A 22,217-nucleotide genomic window follows, 5' to 3' on the forward strand; every position below is an offset into this window, starting at 1 on the left:
GCTCTTTTCTTAATTAAAATGATTTGAAAAGGAAAAGTAAGGTTGTCTTAAATATTGTTGAGTGTTGGTATTTATTAGTTTAAAGGTGCTTTTGAATATTGCGAATATCTAGTATAGACATCGATTATGGATAAAAAGTCGATTTATAGAATAACTGATTTATTAGAGTATTAGAGAAATATGGATCACTCTACTACTTTTTTTAGATTAAGAAATACTGAAAAAATTTAATGATTATAGGATTATTAAAACTTTGATAGACCGTTTATTAGTTCGAATTAACAACCAGTAAAATCTAAAAGCCTATGACGTAAACCAAGTAGACCAAGAAAAAACCGAGATGCCAACAACATCCCGGCTTATTCAATTTTAAATTTTTGGGTTAGGTAATTTTGCGAGTTATCTAAACCATAATATAAATAATAATCTAACAAAATTATGAAGAAAAAACTTTTTTTCCTAGGCTGTCAATGGTCCGGGATGAGGAAGATGTTGTTAATGAGTGGGTTGTCAGTATTTGCACTATTCTTTTCCGTAATTGCAATAGCAACCAATAATTATTCAGTAAATACTCAATTTGACTCAAAAGAAAAAAATGCTCCTGAATTGAATGTATTGGAGGACGGTATTCAGAGCCAGAAATTAATTTCCGGTAAAGTGACTGACAGTCGCAATATGCCGCTTCCTGGCGTAACTGTAGTTGTTAAAGGCACTACTCAGGGTACAACTACAAATGCAGATGGAGAATACACAATCACAAATGTTCCTGAAAATGCAACGCTTCTGTTTTCGTTTGTTGGTATGACAACAAACGAAGTTGAGGTTAATGGTCAGGGAAATATTGATGTTGTGATGGTTGAAACTGCCATCGGGTTGGATGAGGTTGTTGTAACAGCACTCGGCATTACCAGGGATAAAAAATCACTTGGATATTCAGTTGGAACAGTTGACGGCGAAGAATTAAATGAAACACCTCAGGCTAGTGTACTTAGCTCATTGCAAGGAAAGACTGCTGGTGTACAGATTTCTCAAACCTATGGTGTTAAAGGTTCTTCTATGAATATGGTAATTAGAGGAGCGACATCGTTAAACTCTGACAATCAACCCTTATTTGTTGTCGATGGTGTGCCGGTATACAATTCTACAGGTACCCTATTCAATCAGGCTGATCTTGGTAATGCTATATCAGACCTGAATCCCGATGATATAGAATCAATTTCAGTATTAAAAGGACCTAGCGCTGCAGCTCTATACGGTTCACGCGCAGCGAACGGGGTAGTACTTATTACTTCGAAATCAGGTTCAGGAAAGAAAACGGGTATAGGGGTAGATTTCAATACATCATTTATTGTAGATAATCCGTATAGCTATCTTCCTGTTCAAAATGAGTTTGCTTCAGGGCAAGAAGGTGCATTTGTATTTGAAAACGATGCGTATGAATTTTGGGGCCCTGAGTTAAACAAGGGTTTTATTGCGCAGCAAAGAAATCAGGATAGTCCAAGCGAATTGATTTCTCATGAAAACAATATAAATCGTCAGCAGGATTTTTATCAAAACGGCTGGACACAAACCAATAATGTGGGTATTAATGGGAATTACGACAATGCTAATTTTCACGTTTCTTTAGGTAACTACGCTAACAAAGGCATTATGCCGAATATAGATTTAAAAAAGAATAATATTGGCATAAATGGAACAATGAATCTGACTGATAATTTGGACGTAACTGTAATGACGTCTCTTAATGAGTCAAAATCAGATAACAGACCAAATACTGACAATAGTTTTCTGACTCCAACACGAGCTATTTTAACTATTGGACCACAAGTTGACATGGCTCCTTATATAAATCCGGAAACATGGTGGATGCCTAACCAGGAAGGGGTAGTACAACGCAGATGGAAAGAAAGATGGAATAATCCTTACCTGATGCAAGAATTAGCAACAACTTCTTTTGATCGTAAACAGGCAATGACAAAAATACAAGTGAGTTGGGAATTTGTAAAGGGTCTTAAATTTTCAGCAAAATATTTACGAAGTAATTTTAACCAAAAAGCTGTAAATCAAAGACCATGGGATACCAATAATTCACCCAATGGAAATTTTGATATTCAATACTCCAATTTTAGAGAACAAAATTGGGAGGGCCTTTTTTCTTATAACAAAACATTGACCGATTTCACCCTATTGGCCAATATTGGTGGAAATCTTCGAACCAATCATCAGGAAAACATTCATAACTCGACAACTAACCTGGTTATTCCCGGGTTATATACCATTAGTAATGGAGGTCCCGGTTCGGTGACATATACTAACTTTTGGAGTGAAAAGAAAGTGAACAGTGTATTTGGGCAGGCATCTTTAGGCTATAAAAATATGGTATATCTTGATCTTACGGCGAGAAATGATTGGTCTAGTACATTACCAAAAGAAAATCGCTCATATTTTTATCCATCGGCTTCTCTTAGTCTGCTTGTACATGAAATGATTGATATGCCAGAATGGGTTAGCCAGGTGAAGGTACGTGCAGGATATGCTCAGGTAGGTAACGATGTAGATCCTTATCAGCTTCAAAGATATTACGAATTTGGTGAAGATTGGGGTAGTACTAAAAGAGCCAATCTTACTAAAATTGCTAAGAATGCCCAGCTAAAACCGGAAATAGCTACATCGAAAGAAATTGGAGCTGACTTGGCTTTTTTTGATCACAGAATATCTCTGGATGCCACATACTATACTATGGATAATAAAAACCAGGTACTTGGCATTAGTACGCCAATTACTTCAGGAGCTGAAAGTAAGCAAATAAATGCTGGATTGGTAAGAAGTAAAGGATGGGATGTAACTCTAAACACCTCTATTATCAGACAAAAGGATTTTTCTTTTGATTTAGGATTAAATTTCACCAGAAACAGAACTACCATTGTAGAGCTTGCTGATGGGATCGAATATTTCGGGTATTCAAAAGGGTATTGCTATTTTTATACTTATCCAGGCGACCAGGTTGGAGATATTTATCAAGCTCCTTTCTTTAAAGTGGAGGATGAAAATTCTGAATACTATGGGCATGCCATAATATATTCTAATGGCAAACCTAATAGAGATAATAATCCTGATCATTTTGAGAAAATTGGAAACTACAATCCCGATTTTATATTGGGTATAAGCCCTAGCATAGATTACAAAAACTTTAGCCTTACTGCAGTTTTTGACTGGAGATCAGGAGGGGAATTCTATTCAGAGACTCTGAGGCAAGGAAAGAATGATGGAAGGTTTCCAGAATCAATAAATGGAAGTGTAGATTATGATCCTAATGTGGATATAGCACAGCAAATTAGGGAAAATCCTGATAAATACATAAATGAATGGGTAGGAGGCCGAACTGCTGAATATGGAGGTTTTGCATGGACAGATCCAGCAAAAAGAGAAGAAAGAAGTTATATAAATGCAGATGGACAAAGGATTTATATAGATGATGCCAGTTTCGATGTAGGAGTAAGAGAGGACGGAAATGGAGGCTATATCGAGAATTTTGGTGGCGAAGGAACAATATGGCTAAGTCCGTATAATGCGCAAAAGGGAGCAGATAGATATTTGGCATCAGCTAATCTTTACAGTGCTACTTATGTGAAATTAAGAGAGTTATCTCTTACGTATAGGTTCCCGCGGGAATTAGTAAATAAAATGAGAATGCAAAATATGTCTTTATCTCTAATCGGTCAAAATTTGTTTATGTGGACAAAGCACAGTGTATGGGTCGATCCGGAAACGGCTTTTACTGCCATTGATGATGTTAATCAACCGGGCTATGAATTTTACTCCGTAATTCCTCGTACCCGTAGTTTCGGGGTGAAATTAATTGTTGGTTTTTAATTAAATAAATAATGATCATGAAGAAATTACTTATAATATTATTGACAATAGCTCTTATTCCAATTTCCATGTCATGTGATGATTTTGATGAAATAAATAAGAGCCCTAATGATGTGAATCAGATCGATCCAAGTTTTCTATTTACAACAAATACGAAGAATGTAGCCTATTTGTATAGTGATGAGGGCTATTGGGATGGACAAATTGCTTCCACAGTACAGTATTTCAATGTGGGCGATGGTTATAATTCGGAGCAGCATAATGCTCTATTATGGACGACAGGATTCGCTAGTCCATGGGAAACTATATACGAACATTTAGTAGATGTCCAAGCGATGTATGACCTTAGTATAGAGGAAGGTAATACTTTTTTGGAGGCAGTGGCTTTGGTCTATCGGGCTATATTTATAGATTTGGCAGCAAAGATGTATGGAGATGTTCCCTTTTCGGAAATTAATAAGCTGGATGAAGGAATTGTTTTTCCAAAATATGATACTCAGAAAGAGATTTATGAGACCTTATTAATTGATCTGAAAACAGCAAAGAATATGATAGAGGCAATTCCTGGCTCTACCGTTCCCGTTTTGGATGGATATGACTTGTTGTACGGTGGAGATAAAACGAAGTGGATAAAGTTTGTTAATTCTCTCAGAATCAGGATGTGTTTGTTGTTGAATAATAAAAAAGACGAGTTAGGTGTGAACGTAGACGCAGAATTTCAGGATGCTGCTCAAAATGTTTTCACGAGTAATGACGATAATGCTGTTTTGAATTATCTTGGAACTTCTGCAGGTACTTCTTTTGACAATGGTCCAATGCGCTCTAGTGAACTTAGTTATTCTGAAAGAATGGGATTAGGTTTTCTTAATACTTTAAGAGATCAAAATGATCCGAGATTGTATAGGTGGTTACGACCTGTCGAAAAGAAATGGGATATGAATATTGCTACAGCAACAACTATCCAATATACTGACCCATTGGGGCAGACCTTCCCTGTTGAAGTATTACCTTACCCTAATGGTTATGATTTGGATACAAACATGTACGTTGGATTACCAGTTGGTTACCAAAAGTCATGGACTTCATATAATGCTGGTCCCCAGGCTACTTCTGTTGAACCAAAAACAACTCCGTTTAATAGCCGTCTTGCCGAGATGTATTTTCAAGATGCGAATGAATATGTTGGAATGGTTATTATCACCTATTCTGAAGTTGAATTTATATTGGCAGAAGCAGCAGCCATTGGTGCTTTTGGTGTCAACGATGCAGAATCTCACTATAAAAAGGCCATTATAGCTTCTATGAATGATTGGGGAATATATAGTGACTACGTAGGTGGCTTTGATTTTGATGACTTTTATACTCAGGAAAATGTTGACTTGAGTAAAGCCTCAAATATACATGAGCGCATTATGACTCAAAAATATATATCAATGTTTTTCAGAATGGAGCCATGGTTCGACTGGCGTAGAACAGGTTATCCTGATTTTGAACCACCCGTCGATGCAGATCAGCCTGCATTGACTATAAGGTATCTTTACGATACACCTAATCCACCAGATCCTGCGTATGTCGCAAACTACAATGAAGCAGTTGAGAGATTAGAGAAAACTGAATTTGTGCAGAAGCCATCAAAAGATGATAACCGCTCACGAATGTGGTTACTGCAAGGTACGGGCAAACCTTATTAAATTTATCTCGTTTTAGTTTAGTTTTAGTTAGTACTATCATAAAGTATAAATGAAAATACCGGGATTACAATCCCGGTATTTTACATTATGTGCTAATGTGTCCAAATATCGGCTAATCTTGTTTCGTAGCGGTATCCGTCCTACCAACCAGGTCTCCTATTTCAGTTCGACTTTTCCCATGTGTTTCAATCGGTTGGGATTACACACCACGTTTTCCGGCAAAGGATATACATGATGTTGTTCATTATCATAATACTCCCAAAAGTTTTGCTGCCTTACTTTCTAATGCAAAAAAATATGCTGACAGCCATCCTGAACAACCTAAAATAATTACTATTAATGCCTGGAATGAATGGGGTGAAGGAAGTTACCTGCTTCCTGATATGCTCAACGGTTATGGATATCTTGATGCTGTGAAAGAAGTTATGTCGGGGGAATATGATATATATGTTGAGTAGTATTTCATTTTGGTCTAAAACGGGTTTTTATAAGCATTTACACAAACTAACTATATGTCTGTATTTTCAACGTAATTAAATAATTTACCCTCCCGGGTTTTTCAAATTGAGCGTTTTTCCAGTAAGCGTTATTTTTTTTGCTTAACGCAAAATATGCCTGCTTTCGCTAAATACACAAGGGGTATCCCTTAAATATTTGTATTTCCATATTTATTTATTCCTTTCCTACCAATTTGTAGGTTAACCCTATGTTAATTCATTTTAACTTGTTGATTATCTGATGCAATTACCGTCTGCGACTTGAATGTAGATGCTTAATACAAATCTTACAATTATGTAGGACTTTTGGGTTTTCTTATTTAAAATCAATTTTAACAAGATTTTCTTATCGTCTGTTATTCAGTTTTTTATGAAGGCGTGTTTTAAAAATATGTTGTCGAGCATGTTTTTTGGCACATCTCTCGTTAAAGGCTTGCCAAACGAAAATTAAATTTTTAAAACTGAATAACATGAGAAAGATTGCTATTTACGGGAAAGGTGGAATTGGTAAATCAACCACAACCCAAAACACTGTTGCAGGACTTGTTGAAGCAGGGAAAAATGTAAAAGTAGTAGGATGTGATCCAAAAGCTGACTCCACAAGGTTATTGCTTGGAGGATTGGCACAGAAAACAGTTCTCGATACACTCCGAGAAGAAGGCGAGGATGTAGAATTGGAAGATATTGTAAAAGTAGGTTACGGAGGTGTACGTTGTGTTGAATCCGGCGGTCCTGAACCTGGAGTAGGTTGTGCAGGTCGTGGTATTATTACTTCGATTAACCTTTTGGAACAGCTAGGTGCTTGGGACGAAAGTTTCAAAATCGATTATACTTTTTATGATGTATTGGGTGACGTTGTTTGTGGTGGTTTCGCAATGCCAATCCGCGAAGGGAAAGCACAGGAAATTTACATTGTAGTATCAGGCGAAATGATGGCCATGTATGCTGCCAATAATATTTGTAAAGGGGTTAAAAAATATGCACAGGCTGGTGGTGTTCGTTTGGGTGGATTAATCTGTAACTCCCGAAAAGTGGACAATGAGAGAGAGATGATCGAAGAACTGGCCAAACGCCTTGGCACAAAAATGATTCATTTCGTTCCTCGCGACAACATGGTTCAACGCGCTGAAATCAACAGAAAAACAGTAATTGAATATGATCCATCTCATAATCAGGCGGATGAATATCGTGCTTTGGCGAAAGCTATCGACGAGAATGACAAGTTTGTTATTCCGGAACCTCTGGAAATTGAAGAACTGGAAAAGTTGTTAATCGACTTTGGTATTGCCAGCTAAAGCGCAAATTGTCATTTCGAATCCTGAGGTACGAGGGTGAGAAATCTGTTCTTGGAAAAGGATTTCTCCTCATTCTTCGTCGAAATGACAAAAGAATAAATCATATAAAAATCAAAAATCAGGAGGAACAAATATGTTAATGATTAGAGCAATTATACGTCCCGACAAATCAAGTAAAGTTTTGAAAGCCCTTTTTGAGGCTGGTTATATAGCAGTTACAAAGATTCCTGTTGTTGGCCGGGGAAAACAAAGAGGGATAAAAATCGGGGATGTAACCTACGATGAGCTTCCCAAAGAGATGTTGATTATGGTAGTTAAAGATGAAGATAAAGACTTTGCAGTAACAACCATAATGGAAGCTGCCCGCACCGAACCAAAAGGTGTATTCGGAGATGGTAAAATTTTTATCTCTCCGGTTGAAGAAGCTTATACAATTAGTAGAGGAACGAAAGAATTATAAACCATTAAAGTTTTTGAATTATGAGAATGATAATGGCTATAATCAAAATTGACAAAATGAATGAGACCAAACGTGCTTTAACTGAAGCCGGTATTACTTCAATGACGGCTACAGGTAAAGTGTTTGGAAGGGGGAAAGGCTTTTGGGATGCTAAAGTAATGGAGGGCGCAAAAAAAGATATGCCCGAAGCACTTGCACATCTTGGAAAAGAGCCCAGACTCAGACCTCAGCGTGTGTTGAATATTGCAGTTTCCGACCACAATGTTCAATTAACAATCGATACAATTATTGAAGTTAACCAGACGCCTGCTCCCGGAGATGGAAAAATCTTTGTCCTTCCCCTGGATGATGCATTTCGGGTTCGTACCGGTGAAACAGGCACGACAATTCTTTAATTAAAAAGACAAAATTATGCCGAATAAAAAGAATTATACAAATGGACTTCCGGATCCTTCCGAATTAAAGGAAGAGATTCTGAAAAAATATCCAAGGAAGGTAGCTAAAAAAAGAGCAAAGGCGATGATCGTCAACGACCCTTCTGAAGGTCAGGAAATCATGGCTAATGTTCGCACCATTCCCGGAATTATTACACAGAGAGGATGTACCTATGCAGGGTGTAAAGGTGTGGTTCTTGGTCCGACAAGAGATATTATAAATATTACACATGGGCCAATTGGTTGTGGTTTTTACAGCTGGCTAACCCGCCGTAACCAAACCAAACCTGCTGAAGGCGAAGACAATTATATGCCTTATGCATTTTCTACTGATATGCAGGATGAGAATATTGTTTTTGGTGGTGAACAGAAATTGAAAACAGCCATTCGCGAAGCTTTTGAAATTTTTAAGCCAAGCGCAATCAGTATTTTTTCCACATGCCCGGTTGGGTTGATTGGAGACGATGTACACGCTGTTGCCCGTGAGATGAAAGCCGAACTTGGGATTAATATTTTTGGTTTCAGTTGCGAAGGTTATCGTGGAGTTTCTCAGTCCGCCGGTCACCACATCGCCAACAACGGAATTTTCAAACATGTTGTTGGAAATACTGATCGCGAACGTACCGGCAAATTTCAGGTGAACCTGATGGGCGAGTACAATATTGGAGGCGATGCTTTCGAGATTGAAAGAATTTTCGAAGAATGCGGAATTACACTACTTTCAACTTATAGCGGAAACTCAACCGTTGAAAGCTTTGCGTATTCACATACTGCCGATTTGAACATGGTAATGTGTCACCGTTCCATCAACTACATTGCCGAGATGATGGAAGAAAAATACGGCGTTCCATGGATTAAAGTAAACTTTATCGGTGCTGAATCTACTGCAAAATCGTTGCGAAAACTTGCTGACTATTTTGGAGATGATGAACTAAAAGCCAAAGTAGAGGAAGTTATTGAGCGCGAAATGGCTAAAGTGAAGAAAGTTGCTGAAGAGGTAAAACCCAAAGTGGAAGGGAAACTGGCCATGATGTTCGTAGGTGGTTCACGTGCCCATCATTACCAGGATTTATTTAAAGAATTAGGAATAAGAACCGTTTCTGCCGGTTATGAATTTGCACACCGCGACGATTATGAAGGACGTGAAGTTATTCCAAATATTAAAATTGATGCCGATACCCGGAATATTGAAGATTTGGAAGTTACAAAAGATGAGGAACACTTCCGCGACGACCTGGTGACCAAAAAGGCAAAACTGGAAAAAGAGGGTTACACATTTAAAGATTACCAGGGAATGATGCCTGAGATGTCGAAAAATGCCCTTGTTGTTGACGATGTAAACCATTGGGAAACTGAAAAACTCATTGAATTCTACAAACCGGATATTTTCTGTGCCGGAATTAAAGAAAAATACGTGGTTCAAAAGTATGGAGTGCCATTAAAACAATTGCACTCATACGACTACGGCGGACCTTACGCTGCTTTTGGCGGTGCTGTTAATTTCTACAAAGAAATGGAACGAATGCTGGCAACCAACATATGGAAACTGGTTGATGCTCCGTGGAAACACGAACCGGAGATTGTAGGAAGTATTTCAATTGAGGCTTAAAATAGGAGGACAAAATTATGATACTACGTCATACAACAAAAGAAGTTAAGGAAAGAACCGCGTTGACTGTTAATCCGGCAAAAACATGCCAGCCGATTGGTGCAATGTATGCAGCTTTGGGTGTTCACGGATGTTTGCCACACAGTCATGGTTCGCAAGGGTGTTGCTCGTACCACCGAAGTACGTTAACACGCCACTACAAAGAGCCGGTTATGGCATCAACAAGTTCATTTACCGAAGGTTCTTCCGTATTTGGTGGACAGGCTAACCTGTTGCAGGCAATCGATAATATCTTTGGAATTTACGATCCGGATATTATTGCTGTGCACTCTACCTGTCTGTCTGAAACCATTGGAGATGACTTAGGCCAGATTGTAGGAAAAGCAAAAGATGACGGTAAAATTCCGGAAGGAAAACATGTAGTTCAGGCATCAACACCAAGTTATGTGGGTTCTCATGTAACCGGTTATGCGAACATGGTGGAAGCATTTGTAAAATATTTCTCATTCAACACCAACGAGAAAATTCGCCAGGTAAACCTGCTTTCAGGCTGGGTAGAACCATCTGATATGAGAGAAATAAAGAGGATTACTGAAATGATGGACATCAAATCTGTACTTCTTCCTGATACATCGGATGTGCTAGATACTCCAATGACCGGTAAATACAAAATGTATCCGAAAGGCGGAACAACAGTGGACGAAATTGTAAGCATGGGAAACAGCATGAAAACAGTTGCCATGGGTGAGTGGTGCAGTAAAAAGGCTGCTATCATGCTCGACAATAAATGTAAGGTTCCATTTAGTTTAACAGATGTTCCGATTGGATTGAGTGCGACTGACCGTTTCGTGCAGGCACTTTCAACAGCAGGAAAGGTTTCTATCCCGGAAATAATTTCAGAAGAACGTGGCCGGTTAATAGATGTGATTACCGATATGCACCAGTATTTCTACGGAAAACGTGTTGCGCTCTGGGGAGACCCGGACACTTTGATTCCGTTGGTAGAATTCCTGGTTGACATCGATATGAAACCGGTTTACATTGTTTCGGGAACTCCCGGAAAACGTTTCGACAAGAGGATGGAAGAGATACTTAGCGAAAAAGTTCCGGAAGCCAAATACAAAAACGGACCGCAGGCTGATATGTTCCTGATGCACCAGTGGATTAAGGAAGAGCCAGTGGATTTGTTAATTGGCAACACGTATGGTAAATACATTTCACGCGATGAAGGTATTCCATTTGTTCGTCTTGGGTTCCCGATTCTTGACAGAATCGGACATAGCTACTTCCCAACAGTAGGTTATCAGGGAGCTATCCGCATTTTGGAAAAAATCCTTGGTGAAATCATGGATGAACAAGATGCCAAATCACCGGAAGAGTCTTTCGAATTAGTAATGTAAATATTCCACAAATAGATGTCATTTCGAACTTGAGGCACGAAAGTGAGAAATCTGTTTCAACGAAGAGATTTCTCAGTCGTACCTCCTTCGAAATGACAGGTAAAATGAACTACAATGAATCAATTTCTGAAAGACAGGGAAACACAAATTGTGACCAAAGGGAAACAGAGCGCAGAAATCGCCTGCGAGAAGAAAAGTCTGGCGGGTTCAGTCAGCCAGCGGGCATGCGTGTTTTGTGGTTCAAGGGTAGTTTTGTATCCAATTGCTGATGCACTGCACGTTATTCACGGACCGGTTGGTTGCGCTTCTTACACCTGGGATATTCGGGGAGCACTTTCATCGGGGCCGCAATTGCACCGTCTGAGTTTTACCACCGATTTAAAGGAAAAAGATGTGGTTTTTGGCGGTGAAAAGAAATTGTATCATGCACTTTCTGAATTAATCGACAAGCATCAGCCGAAAGCCGCGTTCGTTTTTTCAACCTGTATTATTGGTGTTATCGGCGATGATGTGGAAGCCGTTTGCCGCCAGGTTACACGCGAAAAAGGAATTGATGTAATTCCGGTAATGTCGGAAGGTTTTAACGGAACCAAAAAAGATGGCTACAAAATTGCCTGCGGAGCGCTTTCAAGGTTGGTAGGAACCGACGATTCTTACAAGCCTTCAAAATACTCTATTAATATATTGGGTGATTTTAACCTTGCCGGCGAGCTTTGGATTCTTGCTGAATATTATAAGAAATTGGGTGTTGAACTGGTTTCCTGCATGACCGGCGACGGCCGCGTGGAACAGATTCGCCGGGCACACAAAGCTACTTTGAATGTGGTTCAGTGTTCGGGGTCAATGGTGCATCTGGCAAAAGAAATGGAAGAAAAGTACGGCATTCCGTTTATGAAGGTTTCCTATTTCGGAATTGAGGACATGTCGGATGCTTTGTACGAAGTGGCTCGTTTTTTCAAAGATGAGGAGATGATGCAAAATGCCCGTGAACTGGTTCGCGAAGAAATTTCGCAATTGCTTCCGGCGTTGCAACCGTATCGTCAAAAATTGGAAGGCAAAAAAGCAGCCATTTATGTGGGGGGGGCTTTTAAAGCCATTTCATTGGTAAAAGCCTTGCGTTTACTTGGAATGAAAACGGTAGTTGTTGGTTCACAAACCGGAAATGCCGACGATTACAAATTGCTCAAAGAATTGTGCGACGACGGAACCATCATCGTTGACGACTCCAACCCGAATGAACTTTCAGAATTTGTAAAACTTACAGGAGCCAACCTCTTTATCGGAGGAGTAAAAGAACGCCCGATTGCTCATAAGCTGGGTTTAGGTTTTTGCGATCATAATCACGAACGGAAAGAAGCCCTCGCCGGATATGTCGGCATGATGAACTTCGCCAAAGAAGTATATGCATCGGTTACCAGCCCTGTTTGGAAATTTATTAACAGCCCCACCTAACCTCCCCAAAGGGGAGGAACTGAGAAAGAAGATTACTGAGTTGTAAAACTGAAAAAGTATTGAAATGAAAAACACAAATGGAAATACGATTCTTAACTCCCCTCCCTTGGAGGGGCGGGGGGCGGCCGTTCTTAACTCCTCCCCTTTGGGGAGGTCGGGAGGGGCTGTTTCTACTCAAAATGCCTGCAAACTCTGTTCTCCGCTCGGAGCGAGTGTTGCCTACAAAGGATTCGAAGGTTGTGTACCGCTAATTCATGGTTCGCAGGGATGCGCCACATACATTCGCCGTTATTTAATCAGCCACTACAAAGAACCCATCGACATTGCTTCGTCAAATTTTACGGAAGACTCTACCATCTTCGGGGGTGATAGAAATTTTAAAATTGCTGCACAGAATATTATCAATCAGTACAAGCCGCAAATCATTGGAATTTCTACTACCTGCCTGAGTGAAACGATTGGAGACGATATTACGCTGTTTCTTCATGAATTGAAGAGTGAAGATTTTGACGGGAACGTTGAATTTGTTGTGGCTTCAACTCCCAGTTACCAGGGGACTCACATCGACGGGTTTCATGAAGCTGTGGCTGCGGTGGTTCGTAAATTTGCCAAAAAAGGAAATACCGGCAACCACATTAATTTGTTTCCCGGTTTTATTTCTACCGAAGATATTCGCTTACTAAAAGAAATTGTTGCCGATTTCGGAATTGAAACAGCTATTCTTCCCGATTATTCTGAAAGTTTAGACAATCCGGTTTGGGATACCTACAAACGAATTCCTGAAGGTGGAACAACTATGGAAGAAGTTGAACGAAGCGGTTCAGCCAAAGCTTCCATCGAATTTGGAACAGTATTGAACTTAGGAAAATTGAGTGGGCGGGTGAAAAATCAGAACCTGACCAAAACCGCAGCTCAGTACCTGGAAAAAGAAATGGATGTTCCGTTGGTGCGCTTACCAATGCCCATTGGAATTACGCAAACCGACCGTTTTTTTGAAGAACTTGAAAAGTTAACAGGAAAGAAAACTACTGAAAAATATACGAAGCAACGTGGCCGTTTGGTCGATGCCTATGTTGATGCGCACAAATATGTTTTCGGAAAGAAAGCCGTGGTTTACGGTGAAGAAGATTTTGTGGTGGGTATGTGTGCTTTCCTCGATGAAATAGGAATTGAAATTGTACTGGCTGCGTCGGGCGGTGAAAGTGGCTTGCTCGAAAAAGAAATTTTAAAGCACTGTCCTGAAAATGGCGAAAAAATAACTGTTCGCGAAGGTTTCGATTTTGAATCGATACGTGAATGGAGTATTACTAACAAACCTGATATTTTGGTTGGCCACAGCAAAGGCTACTACATTGCCCGCGAATTGGAAATACCGATTGTTCGGGTAGGTTTCCCCATTCATGACCGTATTGGCGGACAACGTATCAAGCACCTGGGCTATGCTGGAACCCAGGAACTCTTCGACAAAATTGTAAACACACTAATAGAATACAAACAAGACTCATCACCGGTGGGATATAAATATATGTAAAGCCCCTCCTAACCTCCCCAAGGGGAGGAAAAAAGGAAAATAAATTATGAAACTTAAAAATGAATAGAAATGAAAGATAAAAATACGAATGCTATTCAAAACTCCCTCTCTCTTGGAGAGGGTTGGGGAGAGGCTCTTAGGAAACATCCATGTTTCAATAAAGAAGCAAAAGGAAAATATGCCCGGGTTCACCTGCCGGTAGCGCCACAGTGCAACATTCAGTGTAATTATTGCAAACGCGGTTTCGATTGTGTAAACGAAAGCCGTCCGGGTGTAACCAGCGAAGTATTGTCGCCGGAACAGGCGTTGGCTTATACTATTCGATTAAAAGAAAAAATGCCGCATCTCTCGGTAGTTGGAATTGCCGGGCCTGGCGATCCGTTTGCCAATCCAATTCAAACGATGACAACTTTGCGTTTGATTCGGAAAGAATTTCCGGAGATGGTGCTGTGTCTTTCAACCAACGGGTTGAATGTGTTGCCGTACATCGAAGAATTAAAAGAACTGAATGTGAGTCATGTGACGGTTACTTTAAACGGAACCGAGCCCGAGACACTTTCAAAAATATACAAATGGGTGCGTTTCGAAAAACGGGGTTATTTCGGAAAACAAGCCGCTGAAATCCTGCTGAAAAATCAGATGGAAGCGATTCGCGCTTTAAAAGGCGTTGGATTTATTGTGAAAGTAAATACCATTGTTGTTCCGGGAATTAATGATGATAAAGTAGGTGAAATTGCTGCTGCCATGAAAGAAATGGGAGTGGATGTGATGAATACCATTCCGCTTTACCCGGTGGAAGGAACTCCGTTTGCTGAAGTCGAAGAGCCGTCTTCTTCTTTCATGAAAGAAATTCGGAAGGAAGTTCGTAAACACTTGCCGCCAATGACACATTGTTCCCGTTGCCGTGCCGATGCAGTAGGATTATTGGGGCAGGACGACCCGGAAGCAAAACGTATTCTTTCTGAAGTTTCATGTCTTTCAGTAAATATGGATGAATCGCGGCCAAACGTTGCGGTTGCCAGTTACGAAGGATTATTGGTAAACCAACATTTGGGAGAAGCACAACAGCTTTTTATTTTCCGCGAAACGCCAAATGGATACAAAATGCTGGAACAACGTCCAACACCAAAACCAGGAGCCGGAAATTCCCGCTGGAAAGAATTGGGAGAAGTAATCAGCGATTGCCGCGCATTGTTGGTTGGCGGAATTGGGCCATCACCGTCTTCCATTCTTGGACGTTCGGGAATAAAAATCATGGAAATGACCGGTTTAATCGACGACGGGCTGGATGCCGTTTACAAAGGCAAGGAATTAAAAACACTGAAAAAGAAAGACGTGTTTAAATGTGGCGCTGAGTGTTCAGGCAAAGGAACTGGGTGTGGGTAAAAAGCCCCTCCTTACCTCTCCAAGGGGAGGGACTAGAGAAAGAATATAAGAATTAAACTGATTTGAGATGAATGATATTAAAAGAAAAGCTATTCCAAACTTCTCTCCTTTGGAGGGGGTGGGGGAGGCTTATCGAATAGCAGTTACAACAAGCAACGGTGAAAAAGTTGATCAGCATTTTGGGAAAGCAACCAGTTTCAATATCTACGATGTGGAAGACGGTGCTTTAAAAATGGTTGATTTGCGCCAGGTAGAATCGTATTGCGAATGTGAAAATGGAGAACCTGTAGATCCAAATCACAAGTTTGCGCCGGATCGGTTTTCCAAAGTAAAAGAAATCATAAAAGATTGCGAAAAGTTATATACGCTTCAAATTGGTGACGTTCCAAAGGAGAAACTTGAAATTGTTGGAATTGCCGTTCAGGAATGCAAGTGTGCAATCGACAAAATTCCAAACTGCAAAGGAGAATGTAAATAAAAGATAAATGTCATTTCGACGACGAAGGAGGAGAAATCTGTTTCCTTTTTGCTGAGATTTCTCAGTCATACTTCCTTCGAAATGACAGAAAAGAATTAAATAGAAAATTACAAAAATGAAAAAACCAGATTATCACATTTTAGTTTGCAACTCGTACCGGGTTGCTGGCGATGCCAAAGGCTACTGTAATAAAAACGGCGCGGCCGATTTTATACAATATATAATGGAAGAATGCAACGACCGCGGATTAGATGTTGCTGTTTCTTCAACGGCATGTTTAAATGTTTGCTCACAAGGGCCGGTTATGGTAATCCATCCTAATAATTATTGGTACGGCGGATTAACCGAAGAAAAAATTGACGAAATATTAGACGCACTCGAAGAGGGGGAGGCTGTTGAGGATTATCTCATCAGTGATTAATTTAAAGAGCTTGCTGTATTTCACTTCGTTATAATTCCCCCTCTTTTTTAAAATTAATTTTTAAAACAAATGAAAAATCCACATCTAATCGATACAACACTACGCGACGGAGAGCAGGCGCCGGGTGTGGTTTTTTCTTTGGAAGAAAAAATTGAAATTGCGCGCCGGTTAGATGAAATTGGAATTCCTGAACTTGAAATAGGGACACCTGCAATTGGAAAAAATGAGCAGAACGACATTCGTTGTCTTATTAGCCAGGGATTTTCTTTTGATTCTACCTGCTGGGCGCGGGCAACAAAAAACGATTTGGAAGCTTCGTTGAAATGTGGCGCCAAACGCGTTAATCTTTCCTTTCCTGTTTCCGATGTGCAATTAAAAGCCATCGAGAAATCAAGAAACTGGGTAATGGATTCCATTCCTGAAATTATGGAATTTGCTGCAGATTCATTTGAATTTGTTGCCGTTGGTGCGCAAGATGCTTCGCGTGCCGATATTCAATTTTTAAAAGAATACATTTCTGTCGTAAAATATTTTGGAGCCAAACGAATAAGAATTGCTGACACTGTGGGAGTTATGAACCCCGTGAGTGTGCAGAATCTTTTTGGTATTCTTGCCGATACTTTTCCTGAAATGGATTTTGAATTTCATGGGCACAACGATTTGGGAATGGCAACAGCAAATCATGCAGTTGCCTTAACTTCCGGCGCTTCTTCGGTCAGTTTAACCGTAAACGGACTTGGTGAACGCGCAGGAAATGCACCTTTGGAAGAAGTGATTTTTGCGCTGAAATACTCGTACGGTATCGATCCTGGTTTTGATGGGAAACTGCTCGTAGAACTTTCGTCTTATATTGAAAGAATCTCTGGAAGAAAATTATCCATTTCAAAACCGGTCACAGGAGAAATGGCTTTTTCGCACGAATCAGGTATTCACTGCCGCAGTTTGAAAGAAAACTTGTTGACTTATCAACCTTTCAACCCTGAAGAAATAGGAAAAGAAACCATATTTATTATCGGAAAACATTCCGGAACAGGTGCATTAACCGATTTTCTGGCCAAACGAAATATCTTTTTATCGAAAACCGAAACCACTGATTTGGTTATAAAAATCAAATCATTATCAACCCAATTAAAACGAGACCTGAACTTCACTGAAATTCAAAATTTAATTCAAAAGAAACAACTTAATTTTTCAGTATGAAGTTTAAAATTGCAACTACAATGTTGTTGGTTTCATTTTTTGGAAAGTTTGTTTCAGGAAATGAATCTGATGAGGAGAAATTTAAACCCACTATTTCTCCCTATTTAAAAGTTCAGTTTTGGAATGTTTACAGTGAAGGAATCCAGTCGGCAGATGGAGCACGCACTCAAGAGCGTTTAGCTTCCTATTTCCGAAGGGGGCGTGCCGGATTAAAAGGGAATTTATTGCCTGAAATAAGTTACAATTTTATGGTGTCATTTGATTACCTGGCAAAAGACGAGAATCTATCAACCAAAGGAACTGCAAGTGCCGGAACCTTTAGTATCTGGAGTTTTTATTTTACGTGGAAGTTAAATTCTGAAAACGATTGGCTGAATATTACAGGAGGTTATTTCTTGCCGCATTTGAGCAGGGAATCAACTACTTCGCCCTGGACCGTTAGTTCACTTGATAAAACTGAAACTTCGTGCTATCTCCGTCAGTTTGTAACGGGTAAAACCAATGGAATTTCCCCGGGAATAAACATAGGAGGAACGGGCAAAATTGGTACACCAACTTTATTATATAATTTTTCGTGTGTCAACCGGCAGGATAAAACAAGTATTCAGACAGAAAGTTGGTCGCCCGTGCTGCTGGGGCATTTTATGTTGAATTTGGGCGATAGTGAATTTCAGAGGTATAAATACACTTTTTCAAATAATATTTTAAAAAAACAAAAAAGTGCGACCTTGGGAGTTGGATTCTCAAAACACGGAGAAACTGACGCATTTGAATCTTCTTCAACGATTGGCGCTGATGCAACCATTTATTTGGGAGGCCTGAAAATGGATGGTGAATATTACCGATTGTCCCGGAAAAATGAATCGAAATACAATGCAGAGTGTGCGATGGGACGAGTGGGCTACAATATTTTTCTAAAAAAGAATTGGATTTTGGTGCCTGTGGTCATGTATCAGGTTTTTAAAGGAGATGATAATTATTCTGATGCTTCTTTTTTTGACGGGAGCGATAAAATAACGGATCTCGGAGTTAACCTCATTTCAAAGCCAAAAAATATAAAGGTAAACCTGCATTATATATTTCACGATGGCGATGGAACAAAGAATCATTACATCAGCGATGAAGAAACACCTGGGAATTATGCTGTATTAGGAATTCAGTTCACAATATAAAAATCTAAAAACCGGAAAAATGGAAGAATGGAAAAAATATTACGATGAGGCAGCAAGTTATTCAAAAGCTGCTTTTGGTGCCTTTAACAAAAAAAGGCTTGGAAACCATGTGGTATACAATTTAATTGGCCTGGCCATTGAAAATTATCTCACTGCACTCTGTATGAAACTTGGTATTATGCCCGAACATTCAAGTATTGGTTCCATGTTACATCTGTTAAAAAAGCAGGTTGAGGTCCCTGACACTTTTTCGGCTGAAGCTCGTTTTATAAATAAATTTATGAATTTTTGTTCGCTGGAAGTTTTGGATACTCCGGAACCCGGGGCTTCTGATCTAGTAAGAATGTTAAGTTTCACTGAAGACGTTAAAAATTTTACGGAACAAATTTTAGGTGTTAAAGCGGAAAATGTATAATTGATTTTATATTTTAACCTCAAAATATGAAATACTATATATATATAATAGTAGTAACATTTCTTTTTGTTGGTTGCGTGTCTAAGAAAAAGGATGCAAAAAGCGAGTTGGTATTATTTTGTGCAGCCAGTTTAACCGATGTTATTTCGGAGATAACTTTCGAATTTGAAAAGGAGAACAATGTGGAAGTAAAAATCAATTTTGCTTCGTCAGGTACGCTGGCCAGGCAAATTGAACACGGAGCCACACCTGTCATTTTTATTTCGGCGAATAAAAAGTGGCTCGACTATCTGAATAAACTTTCATTTACCATTCCTGAAACCGAAAAAGAAATTGCCGGGAACTCGATGGTTTTAATTGCCCCGGGAGCAAGTTCCCTGGAACCGGTTGCATATTCTTCTGAAATGAATTTGCCGGAATTGTTTGAAGGACGGCTTTCCATTGGCGACCCAAATCATGTTCCGGCCGGAAGTTACGCAGTGCAATTGTTAAAAAGTTTGGGGTGTGAAGAAAAATTGGAACCGCGGTTTTTGCCTGCAAAAGATGTACGTTCGGCTTTAATGGTGGTAGAGATGGGGGAAGTTGAAGCTGGGATTGTTTACAAAACCGATGCTTTAAAGTCGGGGAAAATAAAAATTATTACTGAGTTTCCCGATTCGCTGCATGAACCGGTGAATTATTACATGACAGAAATAAAGGGAGAGGAAACCGAATTGTCGGATAACTTATCTAATTTTATAAGCTCTGATAAAGCACTTCCCATTTGGGAAAAATACGGTTTTACGCATTAATCAGAAATTGAAAGAACTGTTTACATATTCTTCATCTGAGCTAACAGCGATTCAACTTTCACTAAAAGTCGCGTTGGTATGTACGCTTTTTGTCTTGCCGTTTGCTATTTTAATTGGTTGGTTTCTGGCCCGCAAACAATTTTTCGGGAAAGCTTTTGTTGAAGGATTTTTGCATTTGCCGCTGGTTCTACCTCCGGTAACAACGGGTTACATCTTGTTGGTTGTTTTCGGAACCAACGGTTGGCTGGGGAGTTTCTTTTATCATCACCTCGGAATAAAAATCGCTTTTTCATTCCCGGCAGCGATTATTGCTGCGATTGTTGTGTCCTTTCCGCTGGTTACACGTTCCATTCGGCTTTCAATTGAATTGGTCGATAAAAGCTACGAGGAGGCAGCGCGAACTTTGGGTGCATCAAATTTACGCGTATTCTTTACAATAACATTGCCATTGGCTTTGCCCGGAGTAATTAGCGGTGCAATTTTGGCTTTTGCGAGAAGTCTGGGAGAATTTGGAGCTACCATTTCTTTTGCCGGAAATATTTCCGGCGAAACGCAAACATTACCACTTGCCATTTTTTCAGCCATGCAGGTTCCCGGCCAGGAGTCTTCAACTTTGCGTTTAGTGGTTGTTTCTGTAGTCCTTTCATTGCTAGCGATGATTGGAGCTGAATATTTAAACAAACGAATTTTAAGACGAAAACTGTGAATCCGTTTTTGAAATTCGACATAAAATTGCAGCGAAATGGTTTTCTTTTTGATGTTGAAGCCGAAATTGAAAATGGAATTACCGGTGTTTATGGTCCGTCAGGCCATGGGAAAACCAGTTTGTTAAATTCAATTGCCGGATTAGTACAACCTGATTCCGGGTTTATTTATATAAACGGAAACACCGTTTTTAATTCAGAGCAGAAAATAAACCTCCCTACAAGAGACCGGAAAATTGGCTATGTTTTTCAGGATGTACGACTTTTCCCGCACTTATCGGTAATCCGGAATTTGAAATTCGGGATCAATAAAAAGAGTTCTGAAAGAATAAATTTTGAAGAACTCACCGATATATTAAATATAAAATCACTGCTTCAGAAAAAACCTTCTGAATGTTCGGGCGGCGAAAAACAACGCATTGCTATCGGCCGGGCTTTGTTAAGTGGCGCCCAGATATTAATTATGGACGAGCCTTTTTCTGCGGTAGATGTTAATTTGCGGAATAATATTATTCCGTTTCTGAATACGATTAACAAGAGATTTAATATTCCAATGTTAATTGTTAGCCACGATTTACCCGATTTATTGAGTTTGACCAACCATCTTTTATTGTTAAAGGATGGAAAAGTTCAGGCGCTTGGGAATTTCCAGGATTTAATTCTTGATGAGGCCAATATTGGAATAATGAAAGGCGCCGGTTTATATAATGTATTCGATTTATTTGTTTTTGCAAAGTTGCCTAACCGCGATCTCGTTTTACTAAAAAGCGAAAAAAATGATTTCCAGGTTCAGGTTTTATGTCAGCCATTTCAAGGTGTAATTGAGATCGAACAAAAAAAGAAAGTACTGATTCGTCCGGAAGATATCTCTATTTCTTTGCAGCCAATCATCCAAATTTCGCTTCGTAACCAAATAAAAGGAACCATTGAAAAGATTTTTTCGAAGGATGGTTTGTCGTTTTGTTTGGTAAATGCGGGTGAAAAAGTATTAGTGGAAATCACTGAAGCATCAAGACAAAATATGAATCTCGACGTCGGAACAACGGTATTTTGCCTTTTTAAATCAGCAGCATTAAAAATTTTCTAGAAGAAGTATTTCTGGTAATAATATTGATTTTCAATTCATTGTTTGCTCGCCTTCAAAATATCCTTAAAATAATCTCATTTTTTATTTGGAAGTTTCAAAACCTTGTCTACTTTTGCATCCGCTTTTAGGGCAGGTTCATTGAGGAATTGAGAGGTAATTAAAGAAGAGAAGAAGATTATTAAGTAATCGATTCAAAGGCCGCAAAATTTTCTGAAAAAAAATCAGAAAAAAAATGGTTGAAAAAGTTTTGGAGATATGAAAAAGGTGTTTACATTTGCGCTCGCTTTTGAGGCAAAGTTCACTGAAAGTATTTAAAGAAAA

Annotated in this window: 19 protein-coding genes; all 19 read left to right on the forward strand. The window is 39.4% G+C overall.

Going from position 1 to position 22,217, the window contains the following annotated elements; all coding sequences use genetic code 11:
* The first annotated feature begins 438 nt into the window (after positions 1 to 438).
* The 19 genes from K5G00_RS23135 (at position 439) to modC (ending at position 21,896) form a co-directional block, all read left to right on the forward strand.
* The gene (locus K5G00_RS23135) at positions 439 to 3,873 is read left to right on the forward strand and encodes a SusC/RagA family TonB-linked outer membrane protein (RefSeq protein WP_238768856.1); all 3,435 of its coding nucleotides are present in this window, start codon (positions 439 to 441) and stop codon (positions 3,871 to 3,873) included.
* Positions 3,874 to 3,941: 68 nt separating this feature from the next.
* Complete coding sequence (locus K5G00_RS23140; RefSeq protein WP_238768878.1) at positions 3,942 to 5,564, forward strand: SusD/RagB family nutrient-binding outer membrane lipoprotein; 1,623 nt, start codon at positions 3,942 to 3,944, stop codon at positions 5,562 to 5,564.
* 158 nt (positions 5,565 to 5,722) lie between these two features.
* Entirely contained in the window at positions 5,723 to 6,022 is a 300-nt protein-coding gene (locus K5G00_RS30240; protein WP_394800877.1) for a glycoside hydrolase family 99-like domain-containing protein, read from the forward strand.
* Positions 6,023 to 6,531: 509 nt separating this feature from the next.
* A complete protein-coding gene (gene nifH, locus K5G00_RS23145; protein ID WP_158867960.1) occupies positions 6,532 to 7,356 on the forward strand; it encodes a nitrogenase iron protein in 825 nt (274 codons plus the stop codon).
* A gap of 139 nt (positions 7,357 to 7,495) precedes the next feature.
* Positions 7,496 to 7,816 (forward strand): P-II family nitrogen regulator, encoded by a 321-nt coding sequence (locus K5G00_RS23150; protein ID WP_238768857.1) that lies wholly within the window; start codon positions 7,496 to 7,498, stop codon positions 7,814 to 7,816.
* A 32-nt stretch (positions 7,817 to 7,848) separates the two neighbouring features.
* Positions 7,849 to 8,211 (forward strand): P-II family nitrogen regulator, encoded by a 363-nt coding sequence (locus K5G00_RS23155; RefSeq protein WP_262921429.1) that lies wholly within the window; start codon positions 7,849 to 7,851, stop codon positions 8,209 to 8,211.
* A 16-nt stretch (positions 8,212 to 8,227) separates the two neighbouring features.
* Positions 8,228 to 9,859 (forward strand): nitrogenase molybdenum-iron protein alpha chain, encoded by a 1,632-nt coding sequence (gene nifD / locus K5G00_RS23160; protein ID WP_238768861.1) that lies wholly within the window; start codon positions 8,228 to 8,230, stop codon positions 9,857 to 9,859.
* A gap of 17 nt (positions 9,860 to 9,876) precedes the next feature.
* On the forward strand, positions 9,877 to 11,259 hold the full coding sequence (gene nifK / locus K5G00_RS23165) for a nitrogenase molybdenum-iron protein subunit beta (RefSeq protein ID WP_238768862.1): 1,383 nt from the start codon (positions 9,877 to 9,879) through the stop codon (positions 11,257 to 11,259).
* 114 nt (positions 11,260 to 11,373) lie between these two features.
* Positions 11,374 to 12,711 (forward strand): nitrogenase iron-molybdenum cofactor biosynthesis protein NifE, encoded by a 1,338-nt coding sequence (gene nifE, locus K5G00_RS23170; protein WP_238768864.1) that lies wholly within the window; start codon positions 11,374 to 11,376, stop codon positions 12,709 to 12,711.
* 64 nt (positions 12,712 to 12,775) lie between these two features.
* A complete protein-coding gene (locus K5G00_RS23175; protein ID WP_238768866.1) occupies positions 12,776 to 14,242 on the forward strand; it encodes a nitrogenase component 1 in 1,467 nt (488 codons plus the stop codon).
* A 69-nt stretch (positions 14,243 to 14,311) separates the two neighbouring features.
* Positions 14,312 to 15,628 carry a radical SAM protein gene (locus tag K5G00_RS23180; RefSeq protein WP_238768868.1) on the forward strand — a complete coding sequence of 439 codons (1,317 nt, stop codon included), beginning with the start codon at positions 14,312 to 14,314 and terminating at the stop codon, positions 15,626 to 15,628.
* Between the two features lie 67 nt (positions 15,629 to 15,695).
* Positions 15,696 to 16,106, forward strand: coding sequence for a NifB/NifX family molybdenum-iron cluster-binding protein (locus K5G00_RS23185; RefSeq protein ID WP_238768870.1), 411 nt, complete (start codon positions 15,696 to 15,698; stop codon positions 16,104 to 16,106).
* A 115-nt stretch (positions 16,107 to 16,221) separates the two neighbouring features.
* Positions 16,222 to 16,527 (forward strand): (2Fe-2S) ferredoxin domain-containing protein, encoded by a 306-nt coding sequence (locus K5G00_RS23190; RefSeq protein WP_158867979.1) that lies wholly within the window; start codon positions 16,222 to 16,224, stop codon positions 16,525 to 16,527.
* A 69-nt stretch (positions 16,528 to 16,596) separates the two neighbouring features.
* Positions 16,597 to 17,727, forward strand: coding sequence for a homocitrate synthase/isopropylmalate synthase family protein (locus K5G00_RS23195; RefSeq protein WP_238768871.1), 1,131 nt, complete (start codon positions 16,597 to 16,599; stop codon positions 17,725 to 17,727).
* The gene (locus K5G00_RS23200; protein ID WP_238768872.1) at positions 17,724 to 18,899 is read left to right on the forward strand and encodes a porin; all 1,176 of its coding nucleotides are present in this window, start codon (positions 17,724 to 17,726) and stop codon (positions 18,897 to 18,899) included. Before K5G00_RS23195 ends, K5G00_RS23200 begins: the two co-directional genes overlap by 4 nt.
* A 19-nt stretch (positions 18,900 to 18,918) precedes the next feature.
* On the forward strand, positions 18,919 to 19,314 hold the full coding sequence (locus K5G00_RS23205) for a hypothetical protein (protein WP_158867985.1): 396 nt from the start codon (positions 18,919 to 18,921) through the stop codon (positions 19,312 to 19,314).
* A 26-nt stretch (positions 19,315 to 19,340) separates the two neighbouring features.
* A complete protein-coding gene (modA, locus tag K5G00_RS23210) occupies positions 19,341 to 20,105 on the forward strand; it encodes a molybdate ABC transporter substrate-binding protein (RefSeq protein ID WP_238768874.1) in 765 nt (254 codons plus the stop codon).
* A gap of 7 nt (positions 20,106 to 20,112) precedes the next feature.
* Positions 20,113 to 20,811 carry a molybdate ABC transporter permease subunit gene (modB, locus tag K5G00_RS23215; RefSeq protein WP_238768875.1) on the forward strand — a complete coding sequence of 233 codons (699 nt, stop codon included), beginning with the start codon at positions 20,113 to 20,115 and terminating at the stop codon, positions 20,809 to 20,811.
* A gap of 8 nt (positions 20,812 to 20,819) precedes the next feature.
* Positions 20,820 to 21,896 carry a molybdenum ABC transporter ATP-binding protein gene (gene modC / locus K5G00_RS23220; protein ID WP_238768876.1) on the forward strand — a complete coding sequence of 359 codons (1,077 nt, stop codon included), beginning with the start codon at positions 20,820 to 20,822 and terminating at the stop codon, positions 21,894 to 21,896.
* Positions 21,897 to 22,217 lie beyond the last annotated feature (321 nt).

The organism is Maribellus maritimus (genome assembly GCF_022267315.1).
GTDB lineage: Bacteria > Bacteroidota > Bacteroidia > Bacteroidales > Prolixibacteraceae > Draconibacterium > Draconibacterium maritimum.